Consider the following 15,546-nt stretch of genomic DNA (forward strand, 5'->3'; position numbering starts at 1 on the left):
GTGATCCTGTTTCCGGCAATAGACCTCAAGGACGGCAAATGCGTGCGCCTGAAGCACGGCGACATGGCGACCGCCACGATCTACAACGACGATCCGGCAGCCCAGGCGAGGGCCTTCGAGGAACAGGGTTTCGAGTGGCTGCACGTCGTCGACCTCAACGGCGCCTTCAAAGGCCAGAGCGTCAACTCCGCGGCGGTCGGCGCCATCCTCAAGGCGACGAAGAACCCGGTGCAGCTTGGCGGCGGCATCCGCACGCTGGCGCAGATCGAGGACTGGCTGGACCGCGGCCTGGCGCGCGTCATCCTGGGCACGGTGGCCGTACGCGAGCCCGAGCTAGTGAAGGAGGCCTGCAAGGCCTTTCCCGGCAGAATAGCGGTGGGCATCGACGCCAAGGGCGGCAAGGTCGCCGTCGAGGGCTGGGCGGAAGCCTCTGAGCTTGGCGTCATCGAACTGGCGAAGAAATTCGAGGGCGCGGGTGTGGCCGCCATCATCTACACCGACATCGACCGCGACGGCGTGCTCTCCGGCATCAACTGGGATTCGACGATCAGCCTCGCCGAGGCGGTGTCGATCCCGGTGATCGCCTCCGGCGGACTGGCCTCGATCGCCGACATCGTGCGCATGACCATGCCCGATGCCAAGAGGCTCGAAGGCGCGATCTCCGGCCGCGCGCTCTATGACGGGCGCGTCGACCCGGCGGAGGCACTGGCGATCCTGCGCGGCGAGGGGACGGAGGCAGAATAGTGAACATCTCCATCATCCTGGCGTCCTATGACAGCGGCCACTATCACGGCGGCTGCGGCCAGGGTCCCGACGCCTTGATCTCCGGCGGGCTGGCCGAGGCGCTGAAGCTCGCCGGCCACGACGTCGAAGTTCAAGAGATCGGCCAGTTGGTCGAGGATGAGCAGGAGCGCGAGATCGCAACGGGGTTTGCCGTCTGCAACGCCGTGTCGGGCGAGGTCCGCATAGCGCTGGACAAGGGCCGGTTTCCGATCGTGCTCGCCGGCAATTGCCTGACCAGTGCGGGTGCGGTGGCCGGTGAAGGCGCGGACGCCATCATCTGGGCCGACCAGCATGGCGACCTCAACACGCCCGATACGTCCACCTCCGGCTTTCTCGACGGCATGGCGCTGGCGACCGTGCTCGGCCTGTGCTGGCGGCGGATGGCGGCGCAGATTCCGGGGTTCAAGCCGATCGATCCGGTCCGCTGCGTGCTGGTCAACGCCCGCGACCTCGACCCGGCGGAGAGTGAATTGCTGGAGACGCTGCCGATCAGCCGCACCGAGTGCCCGGACTGGTCAGGCGCCGCGCAGAAGTTGAAGGCCACCGGAGCCGAGCGGGTCCACATGCATATCGATCTCGACGTTCATGACCCCGAGGAGCTGCAGGCCAATCGCTACACCACGCCAGGCGGTCCGGCGCCCGATGAGGTTCGCACCGCGATGTGCGGCCTCGCCGGCCCTCTGAGCATCGCCGGCCTCACCATCTCCGCTTACGATCCGGCATTCGACGCCAAGGGCGAGGTGCCGCCGCTGGTCGGCGAGCTGGTGGTCGATCTGCTTTCCACCATGGAGGGCCGCTGATGCTGAAGGCCCGCGTCATTCCCTGCCTCGACGTCAAGAACGGCCGCGTGGTGAAGGGCGTCAACTTCGTCGACCTGATCGACGCCGGCGATCCGGTGGAGGCCGCCAAGGCCTATGACGCGGCGGGCGCCGACGAGCTCTGCTTCCTCGACATCACCGCCTCGTCCGACGATCGCGAGACGATCTTCGATGTCGTCGCCCGCACGGCCGAACAATGTTTCATGCCGCTCACCGTCGGCGGCGGCGTGCGCCAGGTGGCCGACATCCGCAAGCTGCTTCTGGCCGGGGCCGACAAGGTGTCGATCAACACGGCGGCTGTGAAGAACCCGGACTTCGTCGCGAAAGCCGCCGACAAGTTCGGCAACCAGTGTATCGTCGTCGCCATCGACGCCAAGAAGGTGTCGGCGGCCGGCGAGGCCGACCGCTGGGAGATCTTCACCCATGGCGGGCGCGAGAAGACCGGCATCGACGCGGTCGAATTCGCCAGACGAATGGTCGATCGCGGCGCCGGCGAGATCCTGCTTACCTCGATGGACCGCGACGGCACCAAGGCCGGCTACGACATCGCGCTCACCCGCGCCATCGCCGACGCCGTGCGCGTGCCGGTCATCGCTTCGGGCGGTGTCGGCACGCTTGATCACCTGGTCGAAGGCATCCGCGACGGCCATGCCGGTGCCGTGCTTGCCGCCTCGATCTTCCATTTCGGCACCTACAGCATCGCCGAAGCCAAGGCGCATATGGCTAAAGCCGGCATTCCTATGCGGCTGGACTCGGCCGTCCATCGGACTTAAAGCATGATCCCGAAAAGTGGGAACCGGTTTTCGGAAAAGATCATGCTTAAACAAACAGATAGATGACTGCTATGGCTCAATTTTCGCTCGCCGAGCTGGAATCGATCATCCATCAGCGCGCCCATTCCGGCGACACCGAGTCATGGACGGCGAAACTCTTCGCCAAGGGCATGGACAAGGCGGCGCAGAAGCTCGGCGAGGAAGCGGTCGAGACCGTGATCGCCGCCATTCGCGGCGACAGGCAGGCCCTCGTTTCGGAAAGCGCGGATCTTATATATCATTGGCTTGTCGTCCTTGGCATTGCGGGCGTCCCGCTGGACGACGTGCTGAAGGAGCTCGAGGGCCGAACCGGCCGCTCGGGCATCGCCGAGAAGGCGTCCCGGCCCCGGGACTGATCGCAAGAGACGGATAGAGCATGATGTCGCCCGAAAACCGCTTCGCACTTTTCGGCATCATGCTCTAGGAGGGCAGGAGACTCGATGGACCAGCTTGCTCCTACCGAGAAATATTCCCCCTATCGCTTCTTCTCGGCCGAGCAATGGTCGCAATTCCGCGCCGACACGCCGCTCACGCTTACCGAGGACGAGATCGACCGGCTGCGCTCGCTCAACGACCCGGTCGACCTCGAAGAGGTCAAGCGCATCTATCTGTCGCTGTCCCGCCTGCTTTCGGCGCATGTCGAGGCGAGCCAGCTTCTGTTTCGGCAGCGCCAGGCCTTTTTCAACGCGCAGGACATCGTCAAGACGCCGTTCATCATCGGCATCGCCGGCTCGGTCGCGGTCGGCAAATCGACCACGGCCCGCGTGTTGAAGGAATTGCTGGCGCGCTGGCCGTCGAGCCCGAAGGTCGATCTCATCACCACCGACGGCTTCCTTTTGCCCAACGAGATCCTGCGCCGCGACAATCTGATGGAGCGCAAGGGCTTCCCCGACAGCTACGACGTCGGCGCGCTGCTCAGGTTCCTTTCGGGCATCAAGTCGGCGCAGCGCAATGTCCGCGCCCCCGTCTATTCGCACTTGACCTACGACGTCATTCCCGGCGAATTCGTCACAATCGACAGGCCGGACATATTGATCTTCGAAGGCATCAACGTGCTGCAGCCGGGGAAGCTGCCCAAGGACGGCAAGATCGTGCCGTTCCTGTCGGACTTCTTCGACTTCGCCATCTATATCGATGCCGACGAGAAGCTGATCCACCAGTGGTATATCCAGCGCTTCATGCGGCTGCGCGAGACCGCCTTCCGCAACCCGGACTCCTTCTTCCACCGCTATTCGCAGCTTTCGCAGGACGCCGCTCGCGCCATCGCCGAGGGCCTGTGGACCAACATCAACCTGAAGAACCTGCGCGAGAACATCCTGCCGACGCGGGCGCGGGCCGACCTCATCCTGCGCAAGGGCGCCAACCACCTGGTCGAAGAGGTGGCACTGCGGAAGCTTTGAAATTCAACGCATAACTTAAAGCCATCTTAACCCCGGCCTTTCTATTGTCGTGCCCAATCGGCGGGCTTGGGCAGACTATGAACGCGCCATTTCTTCACATCGATCGCACGACGCCGGACCGCCTCGCCCGCCCGAAGAACGGGTTGGCGACGATCACGTTGATCATACCGGTTCACAATGAGGAAGCCGCGATCGCGCCATTCCTGAAGGCCGTGCGCGAGGCCATCGACCCGCTGCGCGAGCGTGCCGCTTTCGAGTTCATTTTCGTCAACGACGGCAGCAACGACGCGACACTGGACCGGCTGATCGAGGCACAGCGTGCCGACCCACGCATCAATGTGATCGACCTTTCGCGTAACTTCGGCAAGGAAGCGGCGCTGACCGCCGGCCTCGACGCCTGCGATGCGGATGCGGCGATTCCGATCGACGTCGATCTGCAAGACCCGCCAGACGTCATCCCGTTGCTGGTCGACAAGTGGCGCGAAGGATATGAGGTTGTCCTTGCCAAGCGCGCGGACCGGTCGAGCGACAGTTTCCTCAAACAGCGCTCCGCCTCGCTGTTCTATCGCGTGCATAACTGGATCGCGCAGCAGAAGATTCCGGACGATGTCGGCGACTTCCGACTGATCGACCGCCAAGTGATCGACGCGCTGCGTTCTCTGCCGGAGCGCCGGCGTTTCATGAAAGGGCTGTTCGCCTGGGTCGGCTTTCGCACCGCGACGGTCGAATATGTGCGCGACCAGCGCATCGCTGGTCAGTCCAAATTCTCCGGATGGAGACTGTGGAACTTTGCGCTCGAAGGCATCACCAGCTTCTCCACCGCTCCGCTCGAGATCTGGACCTATGTCGGCGCGGCGATTTCGGCCCTTTCGTTTCTCTACGGGCTGGTGATCATCGCCAAGACGCTGCTCTTCGGCATCGATGTGCCCGGTTATGCCTCGCTGCTGGTCAGCGTGCTTTTCCTCGGCGGGATCCAACTGCTGGGCATCGGCATCATCGGGCAATATCTCGGCAGGGTTTATGCGGAGATCAAGCAGCGCCCAATCTATATCGTGCGCCGTGTGTTCGGGGGTGGGAACTGATGGAACTCGATGCCTATCGCAATATGGCGGCAACCGAGGACAGGCACTGGTGGTTCTGCGGCCGCCGCGCAATCGCAGAGGCGGTCATCCGCGGACTTGCGCTGCCCGCCCGCGCGCAAATTCTCGAGATCGGCGCCGGCACCGGCGGCAATATTGCCATGCTGGAACAGTTCGGCGCGGTCACTGCGGTGGAAATGAGCGATCTCGCACGGCAGATCGCGCGCGAGAAGACCGGCCGCGACTTCCTTGCCGGCCATCTCCCCGACAACATGCCGGTGGAGCCCGCGAGCTTCGACCTAGTTTGTCTGTTCGACGTGCTCGAGCATGTCGCGGAAGATGAGGCGTCGCTGGCGGCGATCCGACAGATGCTGAAGCCGGGCGGCAGGGTCGTTCTCACCGTGCCCGCGCATCAATGGCTCTGGAGCACGCATGATGTCGGATTGCATCATATGCGGCGCTACTCGCGCAATTTGCTGAAAACGCGCATCGAGCGGGCGGGCTATCGCATCGAGAAGCTTAGCTATACCAACGCGGCGCTGTTCCCGGTGGCGGCTGCCGCGCGGCTGGCCGACCGGTTGCGCCGTTCGAACACCGCCTCCGGGCAGGTGATGCCGCCAAGGCCGATCAACGCCGCAATGAAAGCGTTGTTTTCGGCTGAAAGCTGGATTTTGCCGAATTCCGGGCTGCCATTCGGCGTCTCGCTGCTTGCGGTGTTCGGTAAGGACATGGTGTGCGAAGCCAGGCTGGCTGCCTGACAGCGGCATGTTGACCTTAATTCGTCAATACAGGCTCTCGCGCTTTGCCGCCATCGGCGGCGCAGCCACGCTGATCTATGCTCTCTGCGCGCTGCTTCTCGCGGACTGGGCGCCGCTGTCGACGACATCGGCATCCATCATCGCTTATGCCATCGCCGGGGCGTTTTCCTATGCGGGGCACAAATATTTCACCTTCGTCTCGGCCGGAGCCCACAGGTTCGAGTTGCCGCGTTTTCTGCTGCTCAACGCAACGGGACTGGCCATTGCCGCCGCGTTGCCGGGACTGCTTACAGGACGACTTGGAATGCCGGCAGCGGTTCCTGTCCTGCTGACATGCGTCGCCGTGCCGCTGGTCAACTACATCATGCTTGGTCGCTGGGTCTTCCGTGATGCCTAAGGCGAGAAAGATGCACGATTTGCGGTTCTCGAAGGCGATCCGATGGGTGCAGGCCGCCACCTATGTTCAAGGACTTGCGCGATGAGCGCCGTCCAGCATGACTCGGAATTGGATGCGCCCGGCTTTGTCGCGCAGACCGCGCAACTGTGGACCGTGGCGTTCAGCCTACTGGTGCTGGCGGCTGCCGTTCCCTGGCAAGCCCGGTGGGGCGTCATATCCGACACCAGCTGGATAATCACCATGTGCGAGCGGATGCTCGGCGGCGACCGGCTGTATGTCGATCTGATCGAAACCAATCCGCCGTTCACGCCATGGATGATCATGCCGGCCGTGGCGCTCGCGCATCAACTCGGCGTGTCGCCAGAGATCGCTGTCCATGTCTACGCCTATGCGATCTGCCTGGCCGGATTGGGCCTCGCCGCGCTGATCGCCAGGCAGGCCGGCTTTGCCGAGAACCGCACACTGTTTTCGCTGCTGCCCCTGTTCCTGGCCCTGCTGGTCATCTTTCCCGGTAATGCCTTCACCCAGCGTGAGCATCTGGGGATCGCGCTGCTTCTGCCCTTGCTGGTGCTGACAGCCTGGCGTGCGGCGCCGATCGAGGGGCGAAGGCCCAGCCTGCCCATGGCGGCAATTGCAGGGCTCAGCGGCAGCATACTGGTGCTGGTGAAGCCCTACTACGCGCTGGTGGTGCTCGTTCCGGCTCTTTATGCGGCCTGGCGCCGCCGGTCGATCCGGCCGCTTTTCGCGTTTGAATACTGGGTGATCGGCCTGGTCTGCGTCGCCTATGTCGTTGCCGTGCAGCATTTCTATCCGGAATTCCTCCACGTCATCTACCCGATGCTGGCCGACACCTACATGCGGGTGCACAACGTGCAGGCGCTGATAGGCTATGGGCCGATCTATCTGGTCTCGCTCTTGATGCTGCGCTTTCTTCGACCAGGATTGCCCATGTCGCCGTTGGTTGCCATCTTCACGCTCGCTTCGCTGGCGGCGACGGTGCCGCTGATCTACCAGGCCAAGGGCTGGCCCTATCACGCCTTTCCGGCATTCAGCCTGATGCTCGGAGCGCTGCTGTTGAGGACGGCGCAAATCGACCCGACGCCTCGTTCGTCGCCGCGCACGGCGATGGAACCGGGGCGCAAGGTGCTGCTGGCCGCCGTCATCGCTGCCGCCGCCATGCCATTCATGCAAACGCAGAAGCCGGGCGCCGAGTTGGTCGCCAGGGTCGAGGCTGCGGTTCAACAGCCGACGATCGCGCTTGTCGGCTCCGACATCGCGGCCGGTCATCCATTGGCGCGCATGCTCGGTGGAAAGTGGATCTCGAGCTATTGCAGCGACTGGCTCGGCGGGTTTGCCCTTTATCTCTCGGCAATCGAGACGCAGACCGGCAATCAGATGGCCGCGAACCACTACCGGCAGGTCGCCGACCGCTACATCGACGGCAAGCTCGCTGAACTCGAAGCGAAGCGGCCCGCGGTGATCATCGTTCAGAAGACCGACAGAGGCTTGAACGCCGAGCTTTCCCGACGGCAGGACTATGTCGGCTTCATGCGGGATTACCGGCAGATCGCCGAGGATGATGGCGTGCAAGTGATGCTGCGCAACGCCGGCATCAGCCAGGCAGGGTCACCCGCCGAAGCGTCAAATTGATACGGCCGCCATTCCTCAAGAGCGCCGAGGTCGCGGAGTAGATGCGGTCGACGCCGTGAAAGCAGAGGCGGCCCTCGCCGCCGAGCACGACGACATCGCCGCTCTTCAGCCTGAACGATTTCGTGCCGCCCTCGCGCGTGGTCTGGCCGACGCGGAACAGACAGTCGTCGCCGAGCGACACCGACACGACGGGCGCTGCGAAATCCTGCTCGTCGCGGTCCTGGTGCAGACCCATCCTGGCGTCGCCCGAATAGAAATTGACGAGGCAGGCTTCCGGCGGATGCGCATAGGCCGAGACCTCGCGCCACAATTGCAGCAAGGCTTCGGGGATCGGCGGCCACGGCTCCCCCGTCACCGGATGCGTCGGCTGGTAGCGATAGCCTCGATCCTTGTCGGTGACCCAGCCGAGCGTGCCGCAATTGGTCATGCGCACGCTCATCTCCTTGCCGGTGCGCGGCATGGCCGGCACATAGAGCGGCGCCGCCTGCACCACGCGCCTGATCTCCTCGACAAGCGCTTCCTGCGCGGGGCGCGAAAGATACCCCGGCATGTGACGGACGCCCTTGGGCAGAACAAGCATGGGATATGCGCCTCTTCGGTTGATGCGGCCCAGCATGCCACCGACAAAGGAAAACGGCGACCCGAAAGCCGCCGTTCCGTCATTGCCTATCGATCACCGGTCAGGCGATCGGGATGAGGATGGCCGGGATAGATCTTGTCGGGATGGGCCAGCATCGGCTTGTTTGCCTCGAAGATGATGTTGTTCTTGGCGCCCTCGCCCTTGCCGTAGTTCTTTTCGGCGATCTTCCAGAGGTTATCGCCCTTCTGGACGGTGTAGAAGGTCGGTTCCTTGGCCGGGCTTGCCGCCTTGCCGGCTTCAGGCGCGACCTGCAATTCGTCGGCCTGCACCTTGGAAACGCCAAGCGTGTTGCCGACGGCAATGACGGCCTTCTCGAAGACCGACTGATCCTTGACCATGCCCTTCAGCACGGCGGTGTCGCCCTGGACGGCGACTTCGACACCGTCTGTGCCCAGTTTGTGCGAATCGAGCTCCTTCTTGAGCGTGTCGGCGGAGGGCGCCGCCTCGTCCCCGCCAATGCCCAGTTTCTTGCCGACACTCTTGACGAAATCGAACATACCCATTGCTGGCCTCCTTAGCTGTAGCAACGGCCGAACCTTGCACCTGTCATGCCAAATGGAAAGCGTTTTATGCGCGCGGGCGTTGCATCGCCTAGTCGCTCTCGACCCGGCCGCGCAGCTTCTTCACGGTGGATCGCCCGGCTTTGGTCTTGAGGCGCCGCTCCACGGCGCCCTTCGAGGGCTTGGTCTTCTTGCGCGGCGGCGGCGGCGGCTCGGCGGCCTTGGCGACCAGTGCAGTCAGCCTGGCCCGCGCGTCGGCGCGGTTCTGCTCCTGGGTGCGGAAGCGGCCGGCCTCGATGACGATGACGCCGTCCTTGGTGGCACGCTGGCCGGCGAGCCTGATGGCGCGTTCCCGCACCCGCTCCGACAGGCCGGATGCATTTGCAGCGTCGAAGCGAAGCTGCACGGCCGTCGCCACCTTGTTGACGTTCTGCCCGCCCGGACCGGACGAGCGGATGAAATCCTCATGCAGGTCACCCGGGTGGATGACCGCGTCACTGGCGATGATGATCCTGTCGTCGGCACTCATGCCGCAGTCATGACGCGACAGGCGCGAAAAGAAAAGGCCCGGCCTGGGCCGGGCCTTAGCAATCCCTCTGGCGGTTATTCCGCCGCTTCCTGCAGCCGCGGCGCGGCGCCGATGATGGCCGCATCGACATGCTGCTCGAATTTCTCGAAGTTGACGGCGAACATATTGACCAGCTTCGCTGCCTGGCGGTCATAGGCCGCCTTGTCGGCCCAGGTCGAGCGCGGATCGAGAACGGCGCCGTCGACGCCCGGAACCGCCACCGGCACCTCGAAGCCGAAATTGGCGTCGGTGCGGAATTCGGCGGCATTGAGCGAGCCGTCGAGCGCGGCGCCGAGCAGCGTGCGCGTCACCTTGATCGGCATGCGGCGGCCGGTGCCGTAAGCGCCGCCGGTCCAACCGGTGTTGACCAGCCAGCAATCGACGCCATGGCTGGCGATCAGCTCGCGCAGCAGATTGCCGTATTCGGACGGATGGCGCGGCATGAAGGGCGCGCCGAAGCAGGTCGAGAACGTCGCCTCGGGCTCGATGACGCCCTTCTCGGTCCCGGCGACCTTCGCGGTGTAGCCGGAGAGGAAGTGGTACATGGCCTGGGCCGGCGTCAGCCTGGCGATCGGCGGCATGACGCCGAAGGCATCGGCGGTCAGCATGATGACGTTCTTCGGGTGGCCGGCGCGGCCGGTCCTCGAGGCATTGGGGATGTAATCCAGAGGATAGGCGCAGCGCGTGTTTTCAGTGAGGCTGCCGTCATCGAAATCGGGCACGCGGCCGGCGTCCAGAACCACATTCTCCAGCACCGTGCCGAAACGCTGCGTTGTGGCGAAGATCTCCGGCTCGGCCTCGGCCGACAGCCTGATCGTCTTGGCATAGCAGCCGCCCTCGAAGTTGAAGATGCCATGCGGCCCCCAGCCATGCTCGTCGTCGCCGATCAGCGTGCGCGACGGGTCGGCCGACAGCGTCGTCTTGCCGGTGCCGGACAGGCCGAAGAAGACGGCCGCGTCGCCGGCGGGCCCTTCATTGGCCGAGCAATGCATCGGCATGACGCCCTTTTCCGGCAACAGGTAGTTCAGCACGGTGAACACCGACTTCTTCATCTCGCCGGCGTAGGAGGTGCCGCCGATCAGCACGATCTTGCGGGTCAGATCGACCGCGATCACCGTTTCGGTGCGGGTGCCGTGGCGCGCCGGGTCGGCGCGGAAGGACGGCAGGTCGATGATCGTCATCTCCGGCACGAAACGGTCCAACTCGGCCGCCTGCGGGCGGATCAAGAGATTGCGGATGAACAGCGAATGCCAGGCGAATTCGGTGACGACCCGAACCGGCAACTGGAGCTCGGCGTCGGCGCCGCCGACGAGGTCCTGCACATAGAGATCCTTGGCCATCGCATGGGCTCGGAAATCGGCAAGCAGCGCCTCGAACTCAGCCTGCGAGATCGCCTTGTTGTTGTCCCACCAGACGTGCGGCCCGGTGCTCTCGTCGCGCACGACGAACTTGTCCTTGGGCGAGCGGCCGGTGTGCTGGCCGGTCTCGGCAACCAGCGCGCCCTGCGCCGTCAGTTTCGCCTCGCCGCGGCGGATCGCTTCCTCATAGAGTTCGGCGGCACCCAGATTGTAACGCACCGTGCCGGTCGTCTTCAGGCCAATGGCGTCAATGGCGCAATCGGGATTGCGTTTGCCGACTTCCGACATCAAATTTCCTCTCTGGATTTGGCCGCATCTGGCCGGTGGATTTCCGGGGCCTGCGCTGAAGGCAGATAGGCTCAGAACCAGAAAAGGCAAATGATATCAAATCATTAATCGATTTAAAAAATTTGAAAGTTGTTTAAATCGTTTAAATGTGCAAAAAGTCACAGAGGTTGCCCAAAGGATTGGCAGGCTTCGTTCGTCCAATCCCGTCAAGGGTGCGATCGTGTGTAGCGGCAGGCCGCCCGTGACTTCGAGCGGAGCCCATGCCACATTTTGTACCCAATTTGTCCTGCAAAAGCCCCTTCTCGACGACAGAAGGGACAGCTCATGAGGGAGCCGCTTGAAATGGCAACTATCGCGCTTGTCGATGACGACCGCAACATTCTGACTTCGGTGTCGATCGCGCTCGAATCCGAGGGCTACCGCGTCGAAACCTATACCGATGGCGCCTCGGCGCTGGAAGGCCTGGCGGCGCGGCCGCCGAACCTCGCCATCCTCGACATCAAGATGCCGCGCATGGACGGCATGGAGCTGTTGCGCCGGATGCGGCAGAAATCAGACCTGCCGGTGATCTTCCTGACCTCAAAGGACGACGAGATCGACGAGTTGTTCGGACTCAAGATGGGCGCCGACGACTTCATCCGCAAACCGTTCTCGCAGCGCCTGCTGGTCGAGCGGGTACGCGCGGTGCTGCGCCGCACCAGCGCCCGCGAGGCGGCCGCCAAGGCGCCCAGCCAGCAGGCCCGCTCGCTCGAACGCGGCCAGTTGGTGATGGACCAGGAGCGGCACACCTGCACCTGGAAGGGCGAGCCGGTGACGCTGACGGTGACCGAATTCCTGATCCTGCATTCGCTGGCGCAGCGCCCGGGCGTGGTAAAAAGCCGTGATGCGCTGATGGATTCGGCCTATGATGAGCAGGTCTATGTCGACGACCGCACCATCGACAGCCACATCAAGCGGCTGCGCAAGAAGTTCAAGGCCGTCGACGACGACTTCGAGATGATCGAAACCCTGTACGGAGTCGGATACCGGTTCCGCGAGGCATGAATAGGTAGTAGGCAGTAGGGAATAGTCGGTAGTCAGTTTTGAATGGTGCGAGCGGCCACTCATGCATCGCCACGGTCAGCCAACCATTTCTCTATTCCCTACTGCCTACTCACTACTCACTAATTTGAGCAGGGACTGCTAGTTGATGGCAGTGGACGTAGAGCGAGGCAGGCGGGCGGGCGCGGCGAGGCGCCCGTCGCGGATCGTGCCCGCATTCGTGTCGAAGATCACGGTGCCGATGCGCCGTTTTCTCGGCCATCACATCTTCTCCAGCCTGACGCGGCGCATCCTGTTCCTCAACCTGGCCGGCCTTGCGGTGCTGGTCACCGGCATCCTCTACCTCAACACCTTCCGCGACGGCCTGATCGACGCCCGCGTCGAAAGCCTGATGACGCAAGGCGAGATCATCGCCGGCGCGATCGCGGCCTCGGCGACGGTCGAGACCGACTCGATCAGCATCGATCCGGAAAAGCTTCTCGAACTGCAGGCCGGCGAAAGCCTTGGGCCGGGTTCCGACCAGCTCGACAATCTCGACTTCCCGATCAATCCCGAGCGCGTGGCGCCGGTGCTGAGACGCCTGATCTCGCCGACGCGCACGCGCGCCCGCATCTATGACCGCGACGCGAACCTTTTGCTCGATTCGCGCCATCTCTATTCGCGCGGCCAGATCCTGCGCTACGACCTGCCGCCGGTCGACGACGAACAGCCGGACCTTCTGGAGCGCGTCGAAAAATTCGTCTTCGACTTTTTCCGCAACAAGGACCTGCCCGTCTATCACGAGCAGCCCGGCGGCAATGGCGCGGCCTTCCCCGAAGTGGTGAAGGCGCTGACCGGCGGCCCCTCGACGATCGTGCGGGTGAGCGAGCAGGGCGAGCAGATCGTCTCGGTCGCGGTGCCGATCCAGCGCTTCCGCGCCGTGCTCGGCGTGCTGATGCTGTCCACCGAAGGCGGCGATATCGACAAGATCGTCGCGGCCGAACGCAAGGCGATCCTGCGCGTGTTCGGCATCGCGGCACTCGTCACCGCCATCCTCTCGATGCTTTTGGCCTCCACCATCGCCAATCCGCTGCGGCGGCTTTCCGCCGCCGCCGTCAGGGTGCGGCGCGGCGTCAAGAGCCGCGAGGAAATCCCGGACTTCTCCGACCGGCAGGACGAGATCGGCAATTTGTCGATCGCGGTGCGCGACATGACCAATGCGCTCTACGCGCGCATCGAGGCCATCGAGAGCTTCGCCGCCGACGTCTCGCACGAGCTCAAGAACCCGCTGACCTCGCTGCGCAGCGCGGTCGAAACACTGCCGCTGGCCAAGAACGACACCTCCCGCGCCCGGCTGATGGAGATAATCCAGCACGATGTGAGGCGGCTCGACCGGCTGATCACCGATATTTCCGACGCATCAAGGCTCGATGCCGAACTCGCGCGGGAAGACGCGGGAACCGTCGATCTGAAGAAATTCGTCACCGACCTCATCGCGGTCTCGCGCGAGACGACGCGCAACAAGAAGGCGGTCGAGATCGAGCTCAAGGTCGCCAAGCTGCCGCAGGGCGTCAAAGGCTATGTCGTCGCCGGCCACGATCTGAGGATCGGCCAGGTCATCACCAACCTGATCGAGAACGCCCGCTCCTTCGTTCCCGAGGAACACGGCCACATCACCATCTCGCTGGCGCGCGCCGGCAAGTTCAACATCGTCACCGTCGACGACAACGGTCCGGGCATCAGGGCCGAAAAGATCGACCGCATTTTCGAGCGCTTCTACACCGACCGGCCCGCCGGCGAGGCCTTCGGCCAGAATTCCGGCCTCGGCCTGTCGATCAGCCGCCAGATCGTCGAGGCGCATGGCGGCACGCTGACGGCGGAAAACATCCCCGGCACCAAGCCCGGCGAGATCAAGGGCGCGCGCTTCGTGGTGACGCTGCCGGCCGAAGGTTGATCACCGGCTCGAGACACGCTCATGCCCGACCCTGCGGTGAAGCCTGAAAACATCCACGGAACGGCGATCCTCATCGGCGACCGCGGCGTCCTCATCACCGGGCCGTCCGGCGTCGGCAAGACGACGCTGGCGCTGACGCTTATCGACCATTGCCGGGCGCGCGGGCTGTTTTCGCGGCTGATCAGTGACGACAGGCTGCTTGCCGCCTCACACCACGGGCGGCTGGTCTGCCGGGCGCCCGCCGCCATCGCCGGCCTCGCCGAGGTGCCGGGCTTCATTCCGAGCCCGCTGCCCTTTGAGCCGGGCGGCGTGATCGACCTCCATATCCGGCTGGTGCCGAAGCCGGAGATGGCCCGTTTCCAGGAAGAGATCAGCGAGCCGGTCGCGGGCTGTCCGGTGCCGCGCGTCGATCTTGCCGAGCGCAACGCCGCCACGGCTTTGCCGGCGGTGATGGCGCGGCTGTCGATCCTGCCTTTTTCGTGATCCGGTTCCGGGTTTTTTGCTGCAATGCGTCAAAATGGCCCAGGCCGGAGCAATTTTGGGCTTGTCAACCGGCCGCACGTCGACAAGATAGCGCTCCCGCCGCCTGGAATGGTTGGCGAACATAAGATACGCCTGTGAAGCGGCGATGACGGGAGCCACCAACGAATGATCGGACTCGTGCTCGTGACGCACGGTCAACTCGCCACCGAGTTCCGGCATGCCGTAGAACATGTGGTGGGGCCACAAGACAATTTCGAGACCGTGGCGATCGGCGCCGATGACGACATGGAGAGGCGCCGGGCCGACATCGTCGACGCGGTCGCGCGCGTCGATACCGGGGCCGGCGTCATCGTGCTCACCGACATGTTCGGCGGCACACCATCGAACCTCGCGATCTCGGTGATGGAATCCGGCCGCACCGAGGTGATCGCCGGCATGAACCTGCCGATGCTGATCAAGCTGTCCTCGGTCCGCAAGGGCGACAACATGACCGCCGCGCTCGACGAGGCGCAGGCCGCGGGGCGCAAGTACATCAACGTCGCCAGCCAGCTTCTGAGCAGCAAATGAATGCCCAGGCGCCGGAAAGGGACGAGGTGGTGCGGGAGTTCCCGATCGTCAACCAGCGCGGCCTGCATGCCCGCGCTTCGGCCAAATTCGTCCAGGTCGCCAGCGGCTTCGATGCCACCATCCATGTCGAGAAGGATGGGGTGAAAGTCGGCGGAACGTCGATCATGGGCCTCATGATGCTGGCGGCAAGCCCTGGCTATTCCATCCGCGTCACCGCCATCGGCCCGCAAGCCGGCCCGGCCCTGGACGCGCTGGAGCAGTTGGTCGCCTCGCGCTTCGGCGAGGAAATCTAGTTCCTCAGCACAGGGATTTTGACCGGTCGGCTCTGTTTGCGTTGGCAGGTGGCATGCCTTGGAGATTGGCCGAAACGCCCACCCCGTCGGGGCGTCTTCAACCAATCCCCGGCGTTTGCGCCGATTTCACGGAACGGCAACCTTTCAAAATCCCTGGTCGGGGGAACTAGTTCCCTGG

At 63.9% G+C, this 15,546-nt stretch carries 18 protein-coding genes; 14 read left to right on the plus strand and 4 right to left on the minus strand.

Features of this window, described 5'->3' with window-relative positions:
• The 9 genes from hisA to EJ070_RS07950 all read left to right on the plus strand — a co-directional run bounded on the left by hisA (position 1) and on the right by EJ070_RS07950 (position 7,697).
• Positions 1 to 744, plus strand: a complete 744-nt coding sequence (hisA, locus tag EJ070_RS07910) for a 1-(5-phosphoribosyl)-5-[(5-phosphoribosylamino)methylideneamino]imidazole-4-carboxamide isomerase (RefSeq protein ID WP_126090839.1) — start codon at positions 1 to 3, stop codon at positions 742 to 744.
• Positions 744 to 1,583: an arginase family protein gene (locus EJ070_RS07915; RefSeq protein WP_126090840.1), complete on the plus strand. Its 840-nt coding sequence runs from the start codon at positions 744 to 746 to the stop codon at positions 1,581 to 1,583. Before hisA ends, EJ070_RS07915 begins: the two co-directional genes overlap by 1 nt.
• Positions 1,580 to 2,374, plus strand: coding sequence for an imidazole glycerol phosphate synthase subunit HisF (gene hisF / locus EJ070_RS07920; protein ID WP_189350616.1), 795 nt, complete (start codon positions 1,580 to 1,582; stop codon positions 2,372 to 2,374). Before EJ070_RS07915 ends, hisF begins: the two co-directional genes overlap by 4 nt.
• Positions 2,375 to 2,445: 71 nt before the next feature.
• Positions 2,446 to 2,769, plus strand: a complete 324-nt coding sequence (locus EJ070_RS07925; RefSeq protein WP_126090842.1) for a phosphoribosyl-ATP diphosphatase — start codon at positions 2,446 to 2,448, stop codon at positions 2,767 to 2,769.
• Positions 2,770 to 2,853: 84 nt separating this feature from the next.
• Complete coding sequence (coaA, locus tag EJ070_RS07930) at positions 2,854 to 3,813, plus strand: type I pantothenate kinase (protein WP_126090843.1); 960 nt, start codon at positions 2,854 to 2,856, stop codon at positions 3,811 to 3,813.
• 77 nt (positions 3,814 to 3,890) lie between these two features.
• Entirely contained in the window at positions 3,891 to 4,895 is a 1,005-nt protein-coding gene (locus EJ070_RS07935; protein ID WP_126090844.1) for a glycosyltransferase family 2 protein, read from the plus strand.
• The gene (locus EJ070_RS07940; RefSeq protein ID WP_126090845.1) at positions 4,895 to 5,650 is read left to right on the plus strand and encodes a class I SAM-dependent methyltransferase; all 756 of its coding nucleotides are present in this window, start codon (positions 4,895 to 4,897) and stop codon (positions 5,648 to 5,650) included. Before EJ070_RS07935 ends, EJ070_RS07940 begins: the two co-directional genes overlap by 1 nt.
• 7 nt (positions 5,651 to 5,657) lie before the next feature.
• Complete coding sequence (locus EJ070_RS07945) at positions 5,658 to 6,047, plus strand: GtrA family protein (RefSeq protein WP_126090846.1); 390 nt, start codon at positions 5,658 to 5,660, stop codon at positions 6,045 to 6,047.
• Positions 6,048 to 6,128: 81 nt separating this feature from the next.
• Positions 6,129 to 7,697, plus strand: a complete 1,569-nt coding sequence (locus EJ070_RS07950; protein WP_126090847.1) for a hypothetical protein — start codon at positions 6,129 to 6,131, stop codon at positions 7,695 to 7,697.
• Here the strand turns inward: EJ070_RS07950 and EJ070_RS07955 are convergent.
• The 4 genes from EJ070_RS07955 to EJ070_RS07970 form a co-directional block, all read right to left on the minus strand.
• Positions 7,660 to 8,277, minus strand: coding sequence for an alpha-ketoglutarate-dependent dioxygenase AlkB (locus EJ070_RS07955; protein ID WP_126090848.1), 618 nt, complete (start codon positions 8,275 to 8,277; stop codon positions 7,660 to 7,662). The two genes, EJ070_RS07950 and EJ070_RS07955, sit on opposite strands and share 38 nt — an antisense overlap.
• Positions 8,278 to 8,363: 86 nt before the next feature.
• Positions 8,364 to 8,840 (minus strand): peptidoglycan-binding protein LysM, encoded by a 477-nt coding sequence (lysM, locus tag EJ070_RS07960; protein ID WP_126090849.1) that lies wholly within the window; start codon positions 8,838 to 8,840, stop codon positions 8,364 to 8,366.
• Positions 8,841 to 8,928: 88 nt separating this feature from the next.
• Positions 8,929 to 9,366 (minus strand): alternative ribosome rescue aminoacyl-tRNA hydrolase ArfB, encoded by a 438-nt coding sequence (gene arfB / locus EJ070_RS07965; protein WP_126090850.1) that lies wholly within the window; start codon positions 9,364 to 9,366, stop codon positions 8,929 to 8,931.
• 74 nt (positions 9,367 to 9,440) lie between these two features.
• Positions 9,441 to 11,051: a phosphoenolpyruvate carboxykinase gene (locus EJ070_RS07970; protein ID WP_126090851.1), complete on the minus strand. Its 1,611-nt coding sequence runs from the start codon at positions 11,049 to 11,051 to the stop codon at positions 9,441 to 9,443.
• Positions 11,052 to 11,393: 342 nt separating this feature from the next.
• Here EJ070_RS07970 and EJ070_RS07975 point away from each other — a divergent pair, with 342 nt between their 5' ends.
• The 5 genes from EJ070_RS07975 to EJ070_RS08000 all read left to right on the plus strand — a co-directional run bounded on the left by EJ070_RS07975 (position 11,394) and on the right by EJ070_RS08000 (position 15,368).
• The gene (locus EJ070_RS07975; RefSeq protein ID WP_006201274.1) at positions 11,394 to 12,095 is read left to right on the plus strand and encodes a response regulator transcription factor; all 702 of its coding nucleotides are present in this window, start codon (positions 11,394 to 11,396) and stop codon (positions 12,093 to 12,095) included.
• A gap of 145 nt (positions 12,096 to 12,240) precedes the next feature.
• Positions 12,241 to 14,025 (plus strand): sensor histidine kinase, encoded by a 1,785-nt coding sequence (locus EJ070_RS07980; RefSeq protein ID WP_126090852.1) that lies wholly within the window; start codon positions 12,241 to 12,243, stop codon positions 14,023 to 14,025.
• Between the two features lie 21 nt (positions 14,026 to 14,046).
• Positions 14,047 to 14,508 (plus strand): HPr kinase/phosphorylase, encoded by a 462-nt coding sequence (locus EJ070_RS07985; RefSeq protein WP_126090853.1) that lies wholly within the window; start codon positions 14,047 to 14,049, stop codon positions 14,506 to 14,508.
• Positions 14,509 to 14,673: 165 nt separating this feature from the next.
• Positions 14,674 to 15,075 carry a PTS sugar transporter subunit IIA gene (locus tag EJ070_RS07995; protein ID WP_126090855.1) on the plus strand — a complete coding sequence of 134 codons (402 nt, stop codon included), beginning with the start codon at positions 14,674 to 14,676 and terminating at the stop codon, positions 15,073 to 15,075.
• Entirely contained in the window at positions 15,072 to 15,368 is a 297-nt protein-coding gene (locus EJ070_RS08000; RefSeq protein WP_126090856.1) for an HPr family phosphocarrier protein, read from the plus strand. The genes EJ070_RS07995 and EJ070_RS08000 overlap by 4 nt, the downstream gene beginning before the upstream one ends.
• The last annotated feature ends 178 nt before the right edge of the window (positions 15,369 to 15,546 follow it).

Source organism: Mesorhizobium sp. M1E.F.Ca.ET.045.02.1.1 (genome assembly GCF_003952485.1).
Classification (GTDB): Bacteria; Pseudomonadota; Alphaproteobacteria; order Rhizobiales; family Rhizobiaceae; genus Mesorhizobium.

Bases quoted from the DNA above. Each gene is read 5' to 3' on its own strand.
- EJ070_RS07925 (WP_126090842.1), top strand. From the start codon at position 2,446: ATGGCTCAATTTTCGCTCGCCGAGCTGGAATCGATCATCCATCAGCGC.
- EJ070_RS07955 (WP_126090848.1), bottom strand. From the start codon at position 8,277: ATGCTTGTTCTGCCCAAGGGCGTCCGTCACATGCCGGGGTATCTTTCG.
- EJ070_RS07995 (WP_126090855.1), top strand. From the start codon at position 14,674: ATGATCGGACTCGTGCTCGTGACGCACGGTCAACTCGCCACCGAGTTC.
- EJ070_RS07950 (WP_126090847.1), top strand. From the start codon at position 6,129: ATGAGCGCCGTCCAGCATGACTCGGAATTGGATGCGCCCGGCTTTGTC.
- EJ070_RS07935 (WP_126090844.1), top strand. From the start codon at position 3,891: ATGAACGCGCCATTTCTTCACATCGATCGCACGACGCCGGACCGCCTC.
- coaA (WP_126090843.1), top strand. From the start codon at position 2,854: ATGGACCAGCTTGCTCCTACCGAGAAATATTCCCCCTATCGCTTCTTC.
- EJ070_RS07970 (WP_126090851.1), bottom strand. From the start codon at position 11,051: ATGTCGGAAGTCGGCAAACGCAATCCCGATTGCGCCATTGACGCCATT.
- EJ070_RS07945 (WP_126090846.1), top strand. From the start codon at position 5,658: ATGTTGACCTTAATTCGTCAATACAGGCTCTCGCGCTTTGCCGCCATC.
- EJ070_RS07985 (WP_126090853.1), top strand. From the start codon at position 14,047: ATGCCCGACCCTGCGGTGAAGCCTGAAAACATCCACGGAACGGCGATC.
- arfB (WP_126090850.1), bottom strand. From the start codon at position 9,366: ATGAGTGCCGACGACAGGATCATCATCGCCAGTGACGCGGTCATCCAC.
- EJ070_RS07975 (WP_006201274.1), top strand. From the start codon at position 11,394: ATGGCAACTATCGCGCTTGTCGATGACGACCGCAACATTCTGACTTCG.
- lysM (WP_126090849.1), bottom strand. From the start codon at position 8,840: ATGGGTATGTTCGATTTCGTCAAGAGTGTCGGCAAGAAACTGGGCATT.
- EJ070_RS08000 (WP_126090856.1), top strand. From the start codon at position 15,072: ATGAATGCCCAGGCGCCGGAAAGGGACGAGGTGGTGCGGGAGTTCCCG.
- EJ070_RS07940 (WP_126090845.1), top strand. From the start codon at position 4,895: ATGGAACTCGATGCCTATCGCAATATGGCGGCAACCGAGGACAGGCAC.
- EJ070_RS07980 (WP_126090852.1), top strand. From the start codon at position 12,241: ATGGCAGTGGACGTAGAGCGAGGCAGGCGGGCGGGCGCGGCGAGGCGC.